The 18,690-nt window shown below is 33.0% G+C and carries 14 protein-coding genes and 2 pseudogenes; 7 read left to right on the top strand and 9 right to left on the bottom strand.

Going from position 1 to position 18,690, the window contains the following annotated elements:
- Window positions 1-178: 178 nt before the first annotated feature.
- Together BG05_RS19720 and BG05_RS19715 are read left to right on the top strand one after the other, a co-directional pair.
- A complete protein-coding gene (locus tag BG05_RS19720; protein ID WP_002168397.1) occupies window positions 179-1,933 on the top strand; it encodes an ABC transporter ATP-binding protein in 1,755 nt (584 codons plus the stop codon).
- Window positions 1,926-3,722 (top strand): ABC transporter ATP-binding protein, encoded by a 1,797-nt coding sequence (locus BG05_RS19715; RefSeq protein ID WP_033733964.1) that lies wholly within the window; start codon window positions 1,926-1,928, stop codon window positions 3,720-3,722. The genes BG05_RS19720 and BG05_RS19715 overlap by 8 nt, the downstream gene beginning before the upstream one ends.
- Window positions 3,723-3,787: 65 nt before the next feature.
- Here BG05_RS19715 and BG05_RS19710 read toward each other — a convergent pair whose 3' ends face one another.
- Window positions 3,788-4,075, bottom strand: coding sequence for a tyrosine-type recombinase/integrase (locus BG05_RS19710; protein WP_206703300.1), 288 nt, complete (start codon window positions 4,073-4,075; stop codon window positions 3,788-3,790).
- A 262-nt stretch (window positions 4,076-4,337) separates the two neighbouring features.
- Window positions 4,338-5,558, bottom strand: coding sequence for an ATP-grasp domain-containing protein (locus BG05_RS19705; protein ID WP_003189197.1), 1,221 nt, complete (start codon window positions 5,556-5,558; stop codon window positions 4,338-4,340).
- Between the two features lie 123 nt (window positions 5,559-5,681).
- On the opposite strand from BG05_RS19705, the pseudogene BG05_RS19700 reads away from it, so the two are divergent.
- Together BG05_RS19700 and BG05_RS19690 are read left to right on the top strand one after the other, a co-directional pair.
- Window positions 5,682-6,779 (top strand): annotated as a pseudogene (locus BG05_RS19700) (YheC/YheD family endospore coat-associated protein).
- Between the two features lie 271 nt (window positions 6,780-7,050).
- The gene (locus tag BG05_RS19690; protein WP_003189202.1) at window positions 7,051-7,581 is read left to right on the top strand and encodes a hypothetical protein; all 531 of its coding nucleotides are present in this window, start codon (window positions 7,051-7,053) and stop codon (window positions 7,579-7,581) included.
- Window positions 7,582-8,290: 709 nt separating this feature from the next.
- Here the strand turns inward: BG05_RS19690 and BG05_RS19685 are convergent.
- The 3 genes from BG05_RS19685 to BG05_RS19675 form a co-directional block, all read right to left on the bottom strand.
- The gene (locus tag BG05_RS19685; protein WP_002127362.1) at window positions 8,291-9,151 is read right to left on the bottom strand and encodes a hypothetical protein; all 861 of its coding nucleotides are present in this window, start codon (window positions 9,149-9,151) and stop codon (window positions 8,291-8,293) included.
- A gap of 182 nt (window positions 9,152-9,333) precedes the next feature.
- Window positions 9,334-10,146 (bottom strand): glycosyltransferase family 2 protein, encoded by an 813-nt coding sequence (locus tag BG05_RS19680; RefSeq protein ID WP_002127363.1) that lies wholly within the window; start codon window positions 10,144-10,146, stop codon window positions 9,334-9,336.
- Window positions 10,147-10,288: 142 nt separating this feature from the next.
- Window positions 10,289-10,873, bottom strand: a complete 585-nt coding sequence (locus BG05_RS19675; RefSeq protein ID WP_033730056.1) for a LysE family translocator — start codon at window positions 10,871-10,873, stop codon at window positions 10,289-10,291.
- Between the two features lie 113 nt (window positions 10,874-10,986).
- On the opposite strand from BG05_RS19675, the gene BG05_RS19670 reads away from it, so the two are divergent.
- Window positions 10,987-11,544 (top strand): helix-turn-helix domain-containing protein, encoded by a 558-nt coding sequence (locus tag BG05_RS19670; protein ID WP_033730055.1) that lies wholly within the window; start codon window positions 10,987-10,989, stop codon window positions 11,542-11,544.
- Window positions 11,545-11,868: 324 nt separating this feature from the next.
- Here the strand turns inward: BG05_RS19670 and BG05_RS29940 are convergent.
- A pseudogene (locus BG05_RS29940) lies at window positions 11,869-12,366 on the bottom strand (BclA C-terminal domain-containing protein).
- A gap of 275 nt (window positions 12,367-12,641) precedes the next feature.
- On the opposite strand from BG05_RS29940, the gene BG05_RS28805 reads away from it, so the two are divergent.
- Window positions 12,642-13,688, top strand: a complete 1,047-nt coding sequence (locus BG05_RS28805) for a DUF4183 domain-containing protein (protein ID WP_050541043.1) — start codon at window positions 12,642-12,644, stop codon at window positions 13,686-13,688.
- Window positions 13,689-13,753: 65 nt separating this feature from the next.
- On the opposite strand, the gene BG05_RS19655 is transcribed toward BG05_RS28805, so the two are convergent.
- Entirely contained in the window at window positions 13,754-14,044 is a 291-nt protein-coding gene (locus tag BG05_RS19655) for a DUF4183 domain-containing protein (protein ID WP_003189212.1), read from the bottom strand.
- Window positions 14,045-14,521: 477 nt separating this feature from the next.
- Between BG05_RS19655 and BG05_RS19650 the strand changes: the two genes are divergently transcribed.
- A complete protein-coding gene (locus BG05_RS19650) occupies window positions 14,522-15,751 on the top strand; it encodes an exosporium glycoprotein BclB-related protein (RefSeq protein ID WP_041868009.1) in 1,230 nt (409 codons plus the stop codon).
- A 619-nt stretch (window positions 15,752-16,370) separates the two neighbouring features.
- Here BG05_RS19650 and BG05_RS19645 read toward each other — a convergent pair.
- Together BG05_RS19645 and BG05_RS19640 are read right to left on the bottom strand one after the other, a co-directional pair.
- Window positions 16,371-17,003, bottom strand: coding sequence for a cupin domain-containing protein (locus BG05_RS19645; RefSeq protein ID WP_033731060.1), 633 nt, complete (start codon window positions 17,001-17,003; stop codon window positions 16,371-16,373).
- Window positions 17,004-17,296: 293 nt separating this feature from the next.
- The gene (locus tag BG05_RS19640; RefSeq protein WP_003193473.1) at window positions 17,297-18,685 is read right to left on the bottom strand and encodes an HD domain-containing protein; all 1,389 of its coding nucleotides are present in this window, start codon (window positions 18,683-18,685) and stop codon (window positions 17,297-17,299) included.
- Between the last annotated feature and the right edge of the window lie 5 nt (window positions 18,686-18,690).

Raw genomic sequence — 18,690 nt, 5'->3', positions numbered from 1 at the left:
TGGTAGATTAAAGTTCCATTTTATTGACTAAAAATGATTTAAAACTTATCATTTAATAATGTTAAATATTAATTTGCCTAATATAATAGGACTAATGGAGAAATTACAGACTATATCGCTCAAATAAGGAGGACTATAAATTATTCGATGGTAATTTCATGAAAAAAGGAGATTGTGTATGAAATCATTTCGCAAGTTGTTACAGTATTTAAAACCATACATGTTCTTCGCTATTATTGGACCGCTATTTATGGTACTTGAGGTTGCGATGGACTTAATTCAACCGACAATAATGCAACATATTATTGATGTTGGAATTGCAAACCGGGATTTGAATTATGTAATAAAAATGGGGCTTCTTATGATAGGAGCAGCAGCAATCGGTTTAATTGGAGGACTTGGTTGTATGATGTATTCTACAAAAGCTGCTGTTAATTTCGCTACAGACATACGAAAAGATGTGTTTGCGAAAATAGAAACATTTTCTAGCAAAAATCGTGATTCATTTGGAACAGGTAAATTATTAACAATCGTGACAAATGATATTACATCTATTCAATCGGCAATGACGATGACGTTACGTGTACTTGTCCGTGGACCGTTATTATTTATTGGAAGTATCATTATAGTCTTTGTAACAGCGAGAGACCTATTTCCAATTTTACTTGTTGTGGTACCCGTATTATTAGTTGCAATTGTATTGATTGCAGGTCAATCGAGCGGTTCATTTAAGCGAGTACAAGAAGCATTAGATAAAGTAAACACAAAGCTACAAGAAAATTTATCCGGTGTACGTGTTATAAAAGCATATGTAAGACAAAAATATGAAATCGCACAGTTTGAGAAAGTTAATACAAGTTTAACTGAAATAAATATTCGTGCAATACAAATTATTTCATTGATGATGCCAATTATTATGCTAGTTGTAAATAGCGGAATTGTAGCAACTTTATGGATTGGTGGCGAGAAAGTTTTTAACGGTACACTCCAAGTAGGGGCCATTTTAGCTTTTATTAACTATTTAAATATCATTTTAATGTCACTTATGTCTATTAGTATGGTATTTATTCAAATTGCCCGTGCTTTTCCATCAGCTGATCGTGTACAACAAGTCTTACATACTGAAGTTGATATTACAACTGAAGGCGACGTATATGAACCAAAGCAAGTGGGTGGTAATGTAGAGTTTAAAAATGTTAGCTATAGTTATACGAAAAATAATGAATATGTTTTAAAAGATATTTCCTTTACTGTACGTAAAGGTGAAAAAATAGGGATTATTGGATCGACCGGAAGTGGTAAATCTACATTGGCGAAACTATTGCCACGACTTTACGATGTTGATCAAGGTGAAATATGTATAGATGATGTTAATGTGAAAGCATACGATTTGCAAAAACTTCGTGCTTCCATTGGCTTCGTTCCACAAAAGGCACTTCTTTTTTCAGGCAGTATAGAAGAGAATTTACGTTATGGCAAAGAAGATGCAACTTATGATGAATTGGAATTAGCATCTTCATCTGCTTGTGCGACTGAGTTTATCAATAAGCTGGAAGACTCTTATGAATATAACTTAACACAAGGTGCAACCAATCTATCTGGTGGTCAAAAACAACGTATATCTATTGCAAGAGCCCTAGTGAGAAAGCCATCTATTCTTGTATTAGACGATTCTACATCGGCAGTTGATGCGAAGTCAGAAGCTGTAATACAGGAAGCATTAAGGACAAGATATAGTGGCACAACGACATTTTTAATTGCATCAAAAATATCTTCTATTATAGATGCTGATAAAATCCTCGTTTTGAATAACGGTGAATTAGTTGGAAATGGTACGCATGAGGATTTATTGGCAACTTGTGAAGTGTATCAGGAAATTTATCTTTCCCAAGGTGGTAGCCTGCAGCAAGAAGGAGGGGAAGAGCGTGCGTAATTTTCAAGGACAATTTGGAAATAAAGGTGGACGTAACAATCCGAAAACGGGAAAAACTAAGAATACTAAAGGAACTATAATGCGAGTATGGAACTATATGGGGTATCAAAAAGCATCTCTTATGTTCGTTATTATTCTTGTATTTATCACGACATTACTAGGTTTACTTGGGCCATATTATATGGGGGTCATCATTGATGAATACATTGTACCGAAGGATTTAAGCGGGACAGCCAGAATGTGCATGCTACTCATTGCAATATATGGGATAACCGTATTATTAACATGGTTACAAACATTTGTAATGATTAATGTTGCATTAAAGACTATACAAAAAATACGACAAGATATTTTTGAAAAAATCCAAACACTTTCTCTACGATTCTTTGATGTACGTTCTCAAGGTGATTTAATGAGCCGTGTGACAAATGATATTGATAACTTAAATCAAGCTTTGACACAAAGTGTTGTGCAAATCATTTCATCAGCGTTAACGTTTATAGGTGTAACAATTGCGATGTTTTCATTAGATTGGATTTTAGCGATTGTAACTTTAATTACAGTACCTATTATGTTTTTCGTTACGAAAAAACTAGTTGCTTATAGTGGGAAAAACTTTGCGAAGCGTCAAAAGGATTTAGGAGAATTAAATGGATTTATTGAGGAAGCTATTACAGGCGCAGACGTAACTGCGTTATACGGAAAAGAAAAAGAAACCGTACATAACTTTAATGAAATTAACGAACAGCTAAGAATTTCAGCAACGAAGGCTGAAACGTTTTCAGCATTTATTTTTCCAAGTATGAACTTTATTAATAACTTAGGAATGGGGCTTGTAATTGGAACTGGATCGGTAATGGTATTAAACGGAATGACAACAGTAGGTGTCATTGCAGCTTTTATTAATTATTCTCGACAATTTTCAAGACCACTTAGTCAATTTGCAACTTTAATGAATACGATTCAAGCGGCAGTTGCTGGAGGAGAACGTGTCTTTGAAATTATGGATGAAGTACCAGAAATTCAAAATAAAAAAGATGCAGTACTTGTACAAAATTTACAAGGACATGTTAGGCTTGAGAAAGTTTCATTTGGATACGCACAGGACAACATGATTTTAAAAGATGTGAGTCTCGAGGCGAATCCTGGGGAGACAATCGCTTTAGTCGGTCCAACTGGATCAGGAAAAACAACAATTATTAATTTGTTAACTCGCTTTTATGACATTCAAAAAGGGCAAATTAGCATTGATGAAAAAGATATAAAGGATTATGATATTAATTCTTTGCGGAGTAAAATAGGGGTTGTTTTACAGGATACGTATTTATTTGCAGGAACGATTATGGAAAATATTCGATATGGACGTTTAGATGCAAGTGATGAAGAAGTAGTTGCAGCAGCAAAAGCAGCATCAGCACATTCTTTTATAAAACATCTACCGAATCAATATGAAACGGAAATTGCTTCAGAAGGTTCGAATTTAAGTCAAGGACAAAAACAACTCCTTGCGATTGCACGAGCGATTTTAGCAGATGCAGATATATTAATTCTCGACGAAGCAACATCTAATATTGATACGAGAACAGAATTACAAATTCAATCTGGATTAAATAATTTAATGAGAGGGCGAACAAGTTTTGTAATCGCTCATCGGCTGAAAACGATTGAAAAAGCAGATCAAATACTTGTAATAAAAGATGGAAGTATTTTAGAGAGAGGAAATCATGAAACTCTCATGGAAGATGGTGGGTTTTACTTTGATTTGTATACGAGTCAGTTTAAAATTTAACAAAAACATTGATGTGGTGAGGTTTCTCTAGAAAAGAGAAACCTCATTTTTTATATTTGCAAACATTACCATCCGAATAGTCTTTCACTAAATGTTTTAACAGCGTCCTTTTGCAGACTAGGTGAAAAATGTGAATAGCGATTTAAGGTTATGAAAACGTCCTTATGATCCAATCGTTCGCTTACAATCTTTGGATGTACTCCTTGTTTTAAAAGAAGCGTTGCATGAGTATGGCGTAAATCATGAAATCTAATGTTTTTTAATTCGGATTTTTTTAAATAGGCTTTAAATGTATCACGAAAACCACTTTTGTCTTCTTTTTCCTGTCTCTGAATCAGCTCCGATATCGACAATAATACACCACTTTGTTCCTCTTTTTCGAATATGTCCTTTCACTTAAAACATTCCTTCATTGATTTTTGAATCATGTTGTAAAAGTATATTTGTAATTTTGCTGCTATGAAAATTACATGTTTGGACATATCGGCGATGGATATATTTTATCATATATAAATTAAAACATTTTGGAGTCGTCTATTTAGTAAAGAAATTAAAATTATAAGAAATATGATTTTTAGTATATTTTCATCAGTTGGTGTATATATGTCGTATTTATTATTTTTGGATTTCAAATGAAATTTCTTTAGCTGCTTCTAAAGCTATTTTTTTAGCTTCTGTTTTAAAATAGGCTGCAGCTAAAACGTATCCACATCGATGTCCCATTGATGTAGGTGGTTTTAAGATAGTTCCTTTTTTAGGTTTTATATAAACTTTCTCTACACCAGGATATTTAGAACTACGGTTTTTCCCTGTAACTCGAATTAGTTTTCCTTTAGATTTAACTGTTAGGTAATGAGCGTACACATATTTATAATGTTTTTTATTTAGTGAAGGTTTATTTCCTAACATTAACTGAATAGTCTCTTGCACTAAGTTGATTCCATGTCCAATTTCAATTATGTCATTCATTGCTCCACCTGATATTCTGGGATTTATCTCAATTAATTTCCAAACATCTTTTATTCTCCGGAGTTCTAGATGACACGCTCCATTTTTCATATTAAAGGCCTGAATAACAGAATTAACTGCATTGAAAAGACTATTATATAGTCTTTTGTCTACCTGTCCTAGTAAAGAATAACCAGTAACAATAAAACGTTCAAAAAGTGTAATTTCTTGTTCAATTACTGCTATAATATGGACTTTTCCATCTTGAACTAAAATTTCAACTAAGTACTGAGGTCCATCTATATATTCTTCAAGTAGAATTTCTTCATTAGGTAGTTTTTTTAAAAGACTTTGTATAGATAAGATTAATTGATCTTTATTTTTTACTAATAATACATCTTTGGATCCTGTTGATTTAGGGGATTTTACAATAAGAGGGAAATTCATCTTTTTAGTTTTTTCAAGAAAAGATGATAATGATTCTGTTGGTTTGTAAATTAAATAGTTGAGTGAGATTGGTAATTCTTTAAGTACATTACGAGTTAATATTTTGTTTTCCATATGATGGATAGCTTTAGTAGATACAATATTTGAGCAAAATCTTTCTGATAAACGTGCAGCCACATAAACAAAAGGGTCAATAAAACTAAAGATCCCTTTTATGTTTTTTCCTGATTTATTTAATTTTTCAATTGTTGTAATTATATTATCATAATCATTTATATCAGTGAAAATCATCTGATGTACATCAGGGAATATAGTGCGTTCATTAATAAATTTTGTTTTTTTAGTTAATAAAACAGTAAAGAAATTAAGTTTTTCAGCTGCTTTGATTGCTTCCCTACTTGATCCAGATTTATTTGTTTCAATGAAAACGATAGTATCCATTTTATGTCACCTTAACCTTTATCATTTTATAAAATCTCAGGTTTATTATTTCTATAGGTAGAATATTAAAATGAGGTTAAGCTTGTTCTGGATTTTTCGAAAAATGGTTGAATGAGGAAGAACATGAATATATATATAATGAATTTGATATTTGTTTTGAAAAAATCTTTAGAAAGAAGGGAAGAAGAACTAACATGACTATAATTGGTATGCTTCATCATCGGAAAGATCCGAATGACGTAAAGAAAGCATATACTTATGCTGCTGTAGCTAAAGCTGAAGGTGTGGAATTTTTTTATTTTACTTTAGGAAAAGTAAATATAGAAACGAAGAAGATTTTAGGTAAAACTTATGAAAATGGTAAGTGGATTGAACAAGAATTTTCTTTTCCAGATGTTATTTACAATGCAAGTGTTCATGTTAGTGATAAAAATCAGCAAATCTATGATTATCTACATGAAAAAGTTCCTTTTACAAGTCATTCAATTGGAAATAAATTAAGTGTATATAACAGAATAAATAGAGCGAAAAAATTTAAGCAATATCTTATTCCTTTTTATGAATTAAATGATGTTAATAAGTTTTTTGACATGATTAATCGTTATGAAAAACTTATTATTAAACCAATTTCTGGACATCAAGGTAGTGGTATTATTTTCATTGAAAAAAATGGGATGAATTACAGTATGAATGAGTCAGAACAAATTTCATCTATTAATAAAAAACAATTACGGAGCTTTATATCTGATAAGATTGCAAGAGCAAGATTACATAATTCAACAGTTTATTTCATGTCAAATGAAATCTGGTCATGTTTATGATTTTCGATTGCATGTTCAAAGAAATGGGGAAGGCAGGTGGGTTGTTACTTCTATATTCCCGAGAATAGGTCCATTAGGAAGTATTGTATCAAATATGGCTAAGGGTGGTTATAGTACGTATTTAGATGTTTTTTTAAAAGCGGAGTTTGATAACGATTGGTATAATATTAAAAGGTATTTAGAACGATTTGCAGTAACTTTTTCTAACCATTTTAATTCTTTATATAAGGATATACTATTTGATGAGTTAGGAATTGATGTAGGGATTGATAAGGATCAAAAATTGTGGTTATTTGAGGTGAATTGGAGACCAGGGGTACCTAATATATTTAATCTTGAATTAGATGTAGCTAGAAATTCAGTTCACTATGCTAGATATTTGGCTGATAAATATAAATAAGAAAAGGAAAATATAATGAAACCTAGAAGCCTTTATATGCCAATGTTTCTACTAATCTCTCTTTCTATATCTCCTATAAGGTTTTTCTCCATGCATTCCGAAATTCGGCGGATGCTGGACTGTCGCCAAGCCAACGTACCTAATATGAGGTAAATACCGGAACCTGGTAATACATCCTTCATTGTGGGCGGGGTCACATATTTATAAAAAAATACGCTTGTCCAATCCATTATCATTCTCCAGTCATTTAATACTACAAAGGGGGGAGAATATGGAAAACAATGAAAAAATCACGTTTCGATTTGTAAAAAAAGATGGAGAAGAAATTAATTTGGGAAATCTTGCTGATAAACGAAAAATTGTCATTGTCATTAATAATCAGATTACATTTGCACCGAATACAACACAAATTGCCAGTGGAGCCGGACAAAATAGTGCAGCAGGAAGTAATGCAGCAATCGATTCATCGAATACCCGACAGCAAGAAACGGTGGGCGCTGGAGGCGAAGCCATAAATAAAGGAATTAGTGGGGACCAGATTGAGCCGCATAAAATGAAAAAAGAAACTTCGGATGAAGAGGCAGAATTTGTACTTATCATCAATAATCAAATTAATAAAACCCGTAAGGAACAGGCTAGTGCTACTCAAGTGGCAAGTGGTGGTGGAGAAGACAGTGCAGCGGGAACCAACGCTGCCATCGAAAGTTCTAATACTAAACAGCAACATGCAGTAGGAGGCGGAACGGATAGTTCGGCAGAAAATGCAGGTGAAGAAGGCGACCAAATAGAAAAATGCGATTAAAGAAAAGAGGCTGTAATTATTTCGCAGCCTCTTTTTCTTATTATGGATTAATTGGTCTATTACTTACCCAACCAAATTAGGAATATATTAAATATCTTGATGGATCATATACTGTCCATAATCCTATCCGTTGAGAAGTATTTGGATTTTTATATACTGCGATTGATCCATAAGGTTTTCTATGACTAGCTAAAGTATTGTCAATATATACTGCAAGGTCATAAGGCTGAAGTTGTATTTAATAAAAAGTTGTAGCTTCTGATTTTGATGATGCGAAAAATCAAATTCGTCAACTCGAATTGTCTTTTGCCACAGAAGCATGTGCTTCTTTTTTTGAAGAGCTATTAGTATTTGTACAGTTTCTAGTAATAAGTTTTGGATTATACATTCAAAAATAGAAAAAATATATCCAACCTTATTTAGCAATGAAGCTTAGTAAGAAGCGTGTGGATATAAAAATCGTTATTGGATAAAAAATCAAAAGAGCACGCCTATAAACGTACTCTTAGAAAGATAAGAAACTTATGAGTGGAGGAAATCTCCATATAATAACATATGCTTGTCTACTTTAAATGTGTAAAATTTATAAACAAAAATGCTATTTTATTAAGAAACGAGAAACGGTAGATAAGTAAGTACGTATATTATCGGATGTTAGTTGTTTTAATGAAAAAGAAACCTTTATAAAAAGGTTTCTTTTTCATTAAAATTAACAATCATAATCATTGTCGTATTCATGGTTACATTCATCGCAAGGGTTGTTCTGGTCATCACAGCAAATACAAAATGTTTTATTGATAAATATATCAATAAAATCAAATGTATCGGAATTATTTGTGAGAGTAAGGCTTTGTAAATCTTCTACTTGAAAGATCCTTGTTTCATTAGGAACTAAAGTTGCATTAATTGGTATGTTAGAACTTCTTGTTTGAACTGTTACTTCAATGGGACCGGAATCGTTAGGAACAGATAGTTGAAGTAAAGTTTTGTTGTGATTAATAGTAAAATCTTCAAATACTGTTCTTGAGGTATTAGGGGGTACGATAATATCGAGAGGTACATTTCCAGCTAAGGTAGTTCCCGAACCAGCAATCGTGTGAGTTTCGACAAAACAGTTACTATCTTCGTTAATAGAATATGAATGCTCTTTATAATAATCATTTTGTTCATTGCAGCAGATGCAAAACGTTTTTTGGATATAAACACCAATGTCGCTACTTGTATTATTATTATTTGTGAGAGTGAGGCTTTCAAAATTTTCTACTTGAAGAATTCTTGTTTCACCTGAAGCTATTGTAGCGGTAATCGGTCTACGAGAATTTCTTGTACGAATAGTTACAACAATTGGTGCAGAAGTACCAGGAACATGAAACTGCAGTAATGTTTTATTGTGATTATTAGTAGCATCTTCAAAAACTATTCTTGAAGTGTTAGCTGGTACAATAATATCTAACGGTATATTTGAGCCAGCAATCGTATGCGTTTTAGTGAAACAGTTCTCTTTTTTATTGTGAGAATATGAATAGTTTTTATAGTACTTTTTACCATGTTTATAAAAAAAATCAGCCATTCTTTAATCTCCTATCTTCTATTTGTCTATATATTATATTTAATGAGGATAAGAACTGTTTGTACAAGGTAGAAAAAAGTTCTATTTAGGAGAATAAGAGAAAGAATTTTAGATGTATGTTCTGTAGAATTTGTTTCAGTTAACCCAAATATAAGAAATGTATAGCTAACCTTTTTACGATATTAATAGTTAGGAAAGCATAGATCGGGAAATACAGTTTGGTATTCTGGGATTAACCGAAGATCAGTAGTTAAGGTCGCATAGTGAGTATAGTTTTTTTCTAATTTTTCAAGTGTTGTTAAATGATGAGAACCTAAACCACGCTGTACACTATGTTTAGAAAGAGTGGGTCCAATTTGTAATTTTCTTTTTTTCATAGCCTCGTTCCATGGACTATAAAAAAATTTTAAAACGAAAGCAGGCTGCATGTAAATGCTATATGGATAATGTGAGCCATGTCTGCCGACTCTGTAGTCACCATGAAAAATATTGTGAATTAATCTACCGTTGAGATAAAGCAGATTGGGACTGGGTTGGATTAAAATACCGTGATAACGTTGTTTGACTAGTGGAATACTGTATCTTGGATTAGAATAGCCGTGAGAAGGTTCATCGATCATCATTATAACTCTAATGGAAAACATGTTCCCTCCATTAGAGTTAAGTGAAGTGAAAAATTGTTCTTTATTAAAACAACAAAGAAACTCTGTCGTATTTAATACCATTTTCCATCCAGTAACTTCTTTTTCAATTTCCATAACTTCTTGATCAACTAAATAGGCATCAAATTCTAATACTTTTGAATTGCGAATTTCCCAATGAGGTGCAAATAACTTACATATTTCCACTGAACGGTCAGTAGATCCTCGGTTAATTAGAATACCGTGATCAAATAGTTTTGTATGATGCATTAACCACCATGGAAGTAAATATTCTTCATTGTAAAAATGAGAAATTAAAGTAGTCTTAATGAAAACCTCCTCCTTATATAACACACTTCTTATTTAGTATGATATGGTGGGAATCTTATCGTTAGAAGGTTCTCACCTTAAAACTAAAAAAACAAAGATGATAGGTGGAAGGATAATTATTTATTTCAGATTGACTGTTAAATTAAGAATTAGGATGGTTATGGAGCTAGTTGATAACAATTGAAATAGCGCTAAACACTAATAAAACTGCCATAATAATGTTAAATATTCGGTTATGTTTTAATAAAAGTTTTTGAAACATCGACCCGAATAGACACCAACTAAATGTACTCATTAAACCGACTATGCCTAAAAACAATGAAAAGAATAGGTAACTAGAATATGAATGGTAGTAAGGGAGAATAAAAGTTGATACTACAGTCAGTCCGAATAAAATTCCCTTCGGGTTAACAAATTGAAGCATAATTCCTACTAAAAATATGTTTTTATTACTTTTTTCATTTGTATCTGTATTGCCTTTACTAGTGAGTATTTTAAAAGCTAAATACAGCATATAAGCTACACCTAAAATTTTTAAAGGGAATTCAATTAATGGCAGAATATTTATAAGTACAATATTAAAGAAACTACATAATGAAGTGATAATAAAAAAACCGAAAGCCACACCTAGGCAAAATGTAATGCTTCTTTTTAATCCATATTGCTTGGCGTATGTCATAGCTAAAAAATTGTTAGGGCCTGGTGTGAAGCTACTAACAAAGACAAATAATAAAAAAGAAAATATAGGCATTTCAAAAACCCCCTCTTATTCGTGTGTTATAATGACCGAAAAGAACAATATAACGTGTGCTTTTTATTATACATAATGGTCGTTATATTGTATATGGTATAGGAGTGTTTTTTATGGAGGAAATTCAAATTACCCTTGCAAAAAATTTAAAAGCTATTCGAGAGAAAGAAAAGCTGAGCTTAGAAAAGGTTTCTCAATTAAGTGGTGTAAGTAAAACGATGATTGGACAAATTGAAAGAGGAGAATCAAGCCCGACCCTAACAACAATATGGAAAATTGCCAATGGATTGAAAGTGTCTTTTACTTCTTTAATCAATAATCCACAGCCAGATACGAAAGTTGTTTTACGAAATGATGTTCAAGTATTATCTGAAGACAATGGGAGATATAAAGTGTATCCTTCGTTTCCTTTCCAAGATGATAGACATTTTGAAATCTATACTGTTGAAATTGAAACAGAAGGAAAGTTATATGCTGAAGCGCATAAAGAAGGAACAGAGGAATTTATAACTGTGTTTGATGGTGAACTGACAATTGAGGTAAATAATTGTCAATATAGATTAAATAGTGGAGACTCAATCAGGTTTAAGGCGGATAGACCTCACGCTTATTATAATTCAGGAAGTACGTTAACTCGGTTGAGTATGACAATTTATTATCCAGCTTCATAAGTTTTTATGTACATAAAAAATATAAGGGAAGCGTAATTATAAAACCATCTATACAAGGTGGTTTTTATTATGTGAAAAATACAAAAAAAAAGACACTCATTTGAGTGTCAACACAGTATTTCTCTCGCGTATAGGATTGGAGAATGTTTCTCAAATACATATTGAGATGATTAGTAAAGGAGAAACTGTCTTCATAAATAACTTAACATTGATAGCGTATAGAGTAAATTGATAATGTTTATCCGAAATATTTAGTATAGATAGTTTCTACTATCTATATAGGGGAATGGCATTTAAAGCTAAGAAGAAAAAATGAATCATTTATTAATCAACTCGTATAATTGTTAGAGAGGCGCCAGTTGATCCACCACCGACTAAATTGACAATTGATAAGAGACCGAATAATTGAAGAGAAATAGTATTACCTGCATTTAGTATTGCAATTAAATTATTATTATAACTTGAAGTAGATAAGGCAGGAGATAGAATTGAGCCCAGAAGTGATGTAGATCCGTTTAAAATTAGTCTTGAACCCGCAAGAAGTACAGTTGTAGTATTAATTTAATAAGAAAGATAATAACGTCCCGTTACAGGGACTGTAAATAAATCATTCGCACTATTGACTGCAAAGCTATCAAGGCTTTAATTGTTTGAGAGTGGTATGTTAGTACCGCCTAGTACAACTGAAACTGTTCCACCCACTGTATTATTTGCAAACATAGAATTTGTTGTAACGTTTATGCCGGTACTACCCGTGGGTCCGGTATTACTCATGGGTCCAGTACTACCAGTAGGACTAGTTAGTCTATAAGGAAGGATAATTGTACGTCATTATTTTGGGGATTTTCTCTATCTTTATTTTTAATTAAAATCACCTCATTTTTATGATAAAGGAGATACTTTTCATATATTCTATTAATAATATTTTTTATAGTAACGGCATGCTGTTTAAAATACATTCATTTTTAGTAAGTTACATTAAATTTGATTTTGTACAAAGATTTTAATCGAGAGATTAATAGTGTTTTTTTAGATAATTCTTTTAACATTTCGGAACATCTAACATTTAATAAATACTATAGAAGGGAGATGCAAATTTGAATCGATATGACAAATTACCAATGTCTAAGGAAGTTATGGATTCTAAAAATATTGGTCCTACATTTCCACCTCTTCCGTCTATTAATTTTCCAACCGGAGTGACAGGAGAAACAGGAGCGACAGGAGAAACAGGAGCAACCGGAGCAACCGGAGAAACAGGAGCAACCGGAGAAACAGGAGAAACAGGAGCAACCGGAGCGACAGGAGCAACCGGAGCAACCGGAGAAACAGGAGCAACCGGAGCAACCGGAGCAACCGGAGCGGCAGGAGCAACCGGAGAAACAGGAGCAACCGGAGAAACAGGAGCAACCGGAGAAACAGGAGCAACCGGAGAAACAGGAGCAACCGGAGTAACCGGAGAAACAGGAGCAACCGGAGAAACAGGGGCAGCAGGAGAAACAGGAATAACAGGAGTAACCGGCCCAACAGGAGAAACAGGGGCAACAGGAGAAACAGGGGCAACCGGAGCAACAGGAATAACAGGAGCAACAGGAATAACGGGAGTAGCAGGAGCAACCGGAGAAACAGGGGCAGCAGGAGAAACAGGCCCAACCGGAGCAACCGGAGCAATAGGAGCAATAGGAGCAACCGGAGCAACAGGAATAACGGGAGTAACAGGAGCAACCGGAGAAACAGGGGCAGCAGGAGCAACAGGAATAACGGGAGTAACAGGAGCAACCGGAGAAACAGGGGCAGCAGGAGCAACAGGAATAACGGGAGCAACAGGAATAACGGGAGTAGCAGGAGCAACAGGAATAACCGGCCCAACGGGAATACCGGGAACAATCCCAACAACAAACCTATTATATTTTACTTTTTCAGATGGGGAAAAACTTATATATACTAATGCAGATGGTATAGCACAATACGGTACAACACAAATCTTATCACCAAGTGAAGTTTCTTATATTAATCTATTTATAAATGGAATTCTTCAACCACAACCTTTTTATGAAGTTACAGCTGGTCAGTTAACTTTATTAGATGATGAACCACCCTCACAAGGATCTTCAATTATCCTACAATTTATTATTATTAATTAAAAAAGACAGATTCTTAATGGAAAAAGGAATCTGTCTTTTTTTGTTCTAAATTACATTAGTTAAAATTAAGTGACGATAAATTCAATTGTTATTGGGATTCCACCGTCTAATACATCTCCGCCAGGAATTGTAATAGCACCAGTAGGACCTGTGGTGACACTGGAGTTCACGCTAGGTTGAATTATCCCGTTTACATAGAGGTTGTAATACGTAAAAGTCGGAAAGGCAGTTGCAGTAGTACCGGCATCGTTTAAACAAGCTGTTGCAGCAATTGTAAAAGCTGCACCTGTTCCTGTTCCAGCTCCTAGTGTAGATGTAAATCTTCTAGAAGCGATAAATGGTTGAATAATTGGCAATTAAATTTCACTCCTTTAATTATTTTTTGAACGAAGTATAGAATAACTTGTCCACTATATTGTATGAAAGTTTTTTATAATAGAAACGGCTTCATGATTATAGAAGGAACACAATATTAGTAAAGGTATCATTTTTAATTAGTTGAAAGAATGATGTTGTTACTTGTAGAATATATGCTAATGATTTATTTATGTTTTAATTTTTAAATGAAAATGTGCTTTTGGACCTAATAGATAAACGTGGAAAAATAAAATAAACTCTTAAGTTTAGGTGTTTAATCTAAGCAGTCAATTATTAAAAACATATAATTAATATGTGAGTCATGAGCATAATTAAATTACGTTTTCAAGTTTGATTATAATTCATGTTTCCTATTTTAAGAGAAACATATAACTCAACTACTTTTTACAATCGCATCTTTTATAGTTCTTAGAATAGGAAAACACTCAACTATAAGAAAAGTAAGGAGGAAATAAATGTCAAATAATAATTGTTTTGGTCATAATAACTGCAATCCAATTGTTTTTTCAGCAGATTGTTGTAAAAATCCACAGTCAGTTCCTATTACTAGGGAACAATTAAGTCAATTAATTACTTTACTAAACTCATTAGTATCAGCTATTTCAGCATTTTTTGCAAATCCAAGTAATGCAAACAGATTAGCGTTACTCGATTTATTTAATCAATTTTTAATTTTCTTAAATTCCTTATTACCTTCTCCAGAAGTTAATTTTTTGAAACAATTAACTCAAAGTATTATAGTTTTATTACAATCTCCAGCACCTAATTTAGGACAATTGTCAACATTATTGCAACAATTTTATAGCGCCCTTGCACAATTCTTCTTCGCTTTAGATCTTATCCCTATATCCTGCAACTCAAATGTTGATTCTGCAACTTTACAACTTCTTTTTAATTTATTAATTCAATTAATCAATGCTACTCCAGGGGCGACAGGTCCAACAGGTCCAACAGGTCCAACAGGAGGCGGAGCGACAGGAGCAACAGGAGCAACAGGAGCGACAGGAGCAACAGGAGCGACAGGAGCGACAGGAGCAACAGGAGGCGGAGCGACAGGAGCAACAGGAGCAACAGGAGCAACAGGAGCGACAGGAGCGACAGGAGCAACAGGAGCAACAGGAGCGACAGGAGCAACAGGAGCAACAGGAGCAACAGGAGCAACAGGAGCGACAGGAGCAACAGGAGCAACTGGTGGCGGAGCTATTATTCCGTTTGCTTCAGGTACAACACCATCTGCGTTAGTTAACGCGATAATAGCTAATACAGGAACTCTTCTTGGATTTGGATTTAGTCAGCCTGGAGTTGCTTTAACGGGTGGAACAAGTATCACATTAGCGTTAGGGATAGGTGATTATGCATTTGTAGCACCACGCGCAGGGGTTATTACGTCATTAGCAGGTTTCTTTAGTGCAACAGCTGCATTAGCTCCATTAACACCTGTTCAAGTGCAGATACAAATATTAACTGCACCAGCAGCAAGTAATACGTTTACAGTACAAGGCGCACCTCTTTTATTAACACCAGCATTTGCCGCAATAGCGATTGGTTCTACAGCATCAGGAATCATAGCTGAAGCTATTCCAGTAGCGGCTGGGGATAAAGTATTATTATATGTTTCATTAACAGCAGCAAGTCCAATAGCTGCAGTTGCTGGGTTTGTAAGTGCAGGTATTAATATCGTCTAACATGTTACAATGTTTGTTTGAAATTTAAACAGGCATTTGTATATAGCCCCACCTAATTTTATTAGGTGGGGCTATATTTTTTGTGGGAAATTAGAAATAAATCAATTGAAAAGTTACTCTTTGTTAAGTTGGTATATAAGAAAAATCAAAATTTATGATTTACACTTTATTGTTTATGGAATAAGTTATATGGTTTGAAAAATTACATATAAACAAAAAAGATGAATTCTATTAAAAACAGAATTCATCCATTAAATAAACTATATTCTAGTGGGTTAAATTGTTAATCATGAGCGGTGAAATGTCATTGCTCAAATTAGTAATAAACTATTTATTTTTATTACAGTTACATCCTTTTTTCTTTACATAGCCTTGCTCGGCTAAATCTCTTTGTGACTGGGAATCGGAAGATTGAGAGTTCGAAGATTGAGAGGATGCTGAAGAGCTACTATTTTTATTATTAGAGTAGTTTTTTCGATAGTTATAATTACTCATAGTACTATCACCTCCAATTAAATATATAAATATTATATGTATGTACTCTATTAATTGTTACGATAAAAAATCTCCTCGATATTTTCCGAGGAGATAAATGGTGGTTCTATTAAAATGATACTAATTAATACCCCCAGTAAAGAGGGAAGTAATAAGAATCTTGGTAATATAGATTTTGTTGTTGAGTAGGGGGCTGAGTTGACTGATTCATCATGTCGCGGTTTTGATTACAGTTCGCCGGGGGACCAATTACCGTAGTTGATTGAATTGGGGATACTGCTTGTTTCCATTGTTGTTCATTGAGGCAATAAGTATGAGCCATCATATTAGCGGGAGTTAATCTTAAAATATCAGAACCAAAAATAACTTCTGGGGTTGGGGCATCGAATATAGCTAATAAATGAGTATTATCTGCTGAAGCAATTTCATAATGCCACCACGCTTGTGGAATGTTGGCAACTTGCCCTGGCTTTATCGGTAAGTTTAATATTTGATTCGTAAATGGATTAAGTAAAGAAACAACAGCAGATCCTGAAATACAGTAAACGAGTTCAGCTGCATTTTGATGAATATGTGGTTCTACAACATTCCCTGTACTTAAATAAATATCTAATAAAGAAGTATTTTCTAAAGTATTTAATTGTTTCATGCCAAGTACATTTATATAATTTTGGGCATCTTTCTTAAAAAAATTACTTTTACTTAAATCATGAGTGAAATTAGTTGAGGGGGAAGTGTAGTCGATATTAGAAGTCAATTGTATTACCCGCCTTTCTATAGGTAAGTATGGATACAACTTTAGGATATGTGCCTAGTTTTAGTTATGTGCATTTGTCTGTATCATAATAAATTCACCTGTTTTATAAAGAATATAGGTTGTGCTTCTTATTTCTCATAATGTAAATACGGATAAAAATTAGAGCGAACTAATGAAAGTCGGAATTATTGATGTTAGGTTAGGAGTAAAAATATTGAAATTTATTTCGTATATTTTAATGGTTACGTTATATGAAAAGACCAATGCCTTATAGAAAGGAATTGGCCTTTTATTTAAGATAGTTTTTGATGAATCATTAATTGTGCTTTAGCAGTATTGGCGTAATTTAGCCATTCTATTGCCAAGTTTTGTTTTGAATCAAAATGGATTTCAATTACGTCTAAATGAGATATCTTTGTTTTAAGTGGAACAGGCATCCCATTTACTTTTACTTTTTTCATGCTATGTGCAATTTTTGGAAATGCAGAGAAAGAAAAATCAATGATTGTAGCACCATCAGGTAAATAAACTGGTTGTAAATCTGTAGTATAAGCTGTAATAGTATTTTCAAATAGTTCATACGATACTAAACTACGGAAAGTGATTGGATCTGTAGTTAATAAATTGTTATTCACAATTGTATCATCCATTATTTTATAAGATATTGCTTGAATATTTGCAGTTCTATCATTCAATAAAGAAAAAATACCGTTATCTTTCAACGTTTTTGCTATTTGTGTTTGAATGATAATTGTTTGTTCAGCATCATTCATATTGACTTTAGTTTTTAAGTTGTTATTAAAATGGCTATTTTCAAGTGCTATATTATCCTCAAAATAGTTTATAGTTGGTTTATATAATTGATGTATTATTCCAAGAATTTTATAGCAATCTAGTACACTTGTAGTTGTAATACAAATTTGTGAAATACCTGATACATTTTGTATTTCTTGTAATTGTGAGTACGCAGTATATACTGGGGGAAACTCATAGTTTATTTCAAATGAAAGGTTTGTATTAGAAAAAGAATGTATCCCTTTTCTTAAATGAGTTATATTTTTTTGAAGGTGTGGCACATATTCGGTTAAAAATTTATGTACTTCAGTATATCTTTCTTTATGTAGATATTGAAAAGCAAGATTTTCTAATTCATGCTGGATTGTATATAACCCTAATCGCTTTGCAAGTGGCGCAAATAGTGTTAATGTTTCATTCGCATAAGCTACTTGTTTTGCGGGTTTTTTAACACTCAATGTTTTTATATTGTGAAGGCGATCTATAACTTTAATAATGCCAACACGTATATCTTGTTGAGAGGATACTAGTAATTTTTTAAAATTAATTGCTTCGTATAATACTTTATTTTGATCTTGTAGTGTTTTTCCTTTTGTTAATCCATTTACAATATATTGAATAGTCGCACCAAAATGTGATTCAATTTCTTCTAGAGAGTATTCGGTATCTTCTACAACATCGTGTAATAAAGCAGCAATCACTGTTGTAATGTCAGCTTTATAATTTAGCAGTATTTCTGTAATCGCGAAAGGGTGAATAATATATGGTTCTCCAGTTTGACGGTATTGTCCATCATGTGCTTGCTCTGCAAAATGTATAGCTTTTTTCAAAAGCTTTAATTCATCAGATCGTAGATAATTTGCCTTTTGTAATAATACCTTGCTCATATATA

The sequence above is a fragment of the Bacillus mycoides genome, assembly GCF_000832605.1.
In the GTDB taxonomy this organism is placed as follows: Bacteria; Bacillota; Bacilli; order Bacillales; family Bacillaceae_G; genus Bacillus_A; species Bacillus_A mycoides.
This window is presented reverse-complemented; position numbering and strand designations above follow the sequence as displayed.

Bases quoted from the DNA above. Each gene is read 5' to 3' on its own strand.
- BG05_RS19720 (WP_002168397.1), top strand. From the start codon at position 179: ATGAAATCATTTCGCAAGTTGTTACAGTATTTAAAACCATACATGTTC.
- BG05_RS19705 (WP_003189197.1), bottom strand. From the start codon at position 5,558: ATGGATACTATCGTTTTCATTGAAACAAATAAATCTGGATCAAGTAGG.
- BG05_RS19690 (WP_003189202.1), top strand. From the start codon at position 7,051: ATGGAAAACAATGAAAAAATCACGTTTCGATTTGTAAAAAAAGATGGA.
- BG05_RS19685 (WP_002127362.1), bottom strand. From the start codon at position 9,151: ATGGCTGATTTTTTTTATAAACATGGTAAAAAGTACTATAAAAACTAT.
- BG05_RS19675 (WP_033730056.1), bottom strand. From the start codon at position 10,873: ATGCCTATATTTTCTTTTTTATTATTTGTCTTTGTTAGTAGCTTCACA.
- BG05_RS19670 (WP_033730055.1), top strand. From the start codon at position 10,987: ATGGAGGAAATTCAAATTACCCTTGCAAAAAATTTAAAAGCTATTCGA.
- BG05_RS19650 (WP_041868009.1), top strand. From the start codon at position 14,522: ATGTCAAATAATAATTGTTTTGGTCATAATAACTGCAATCCAATTGTT.
- BG05_RS19640 (WP_003193473.1), bottom strand. From the start codon at position 18,685: ATGAGCAAGGTATTATTACAAAAGGCAAATTATCTACGATCTGATGAA.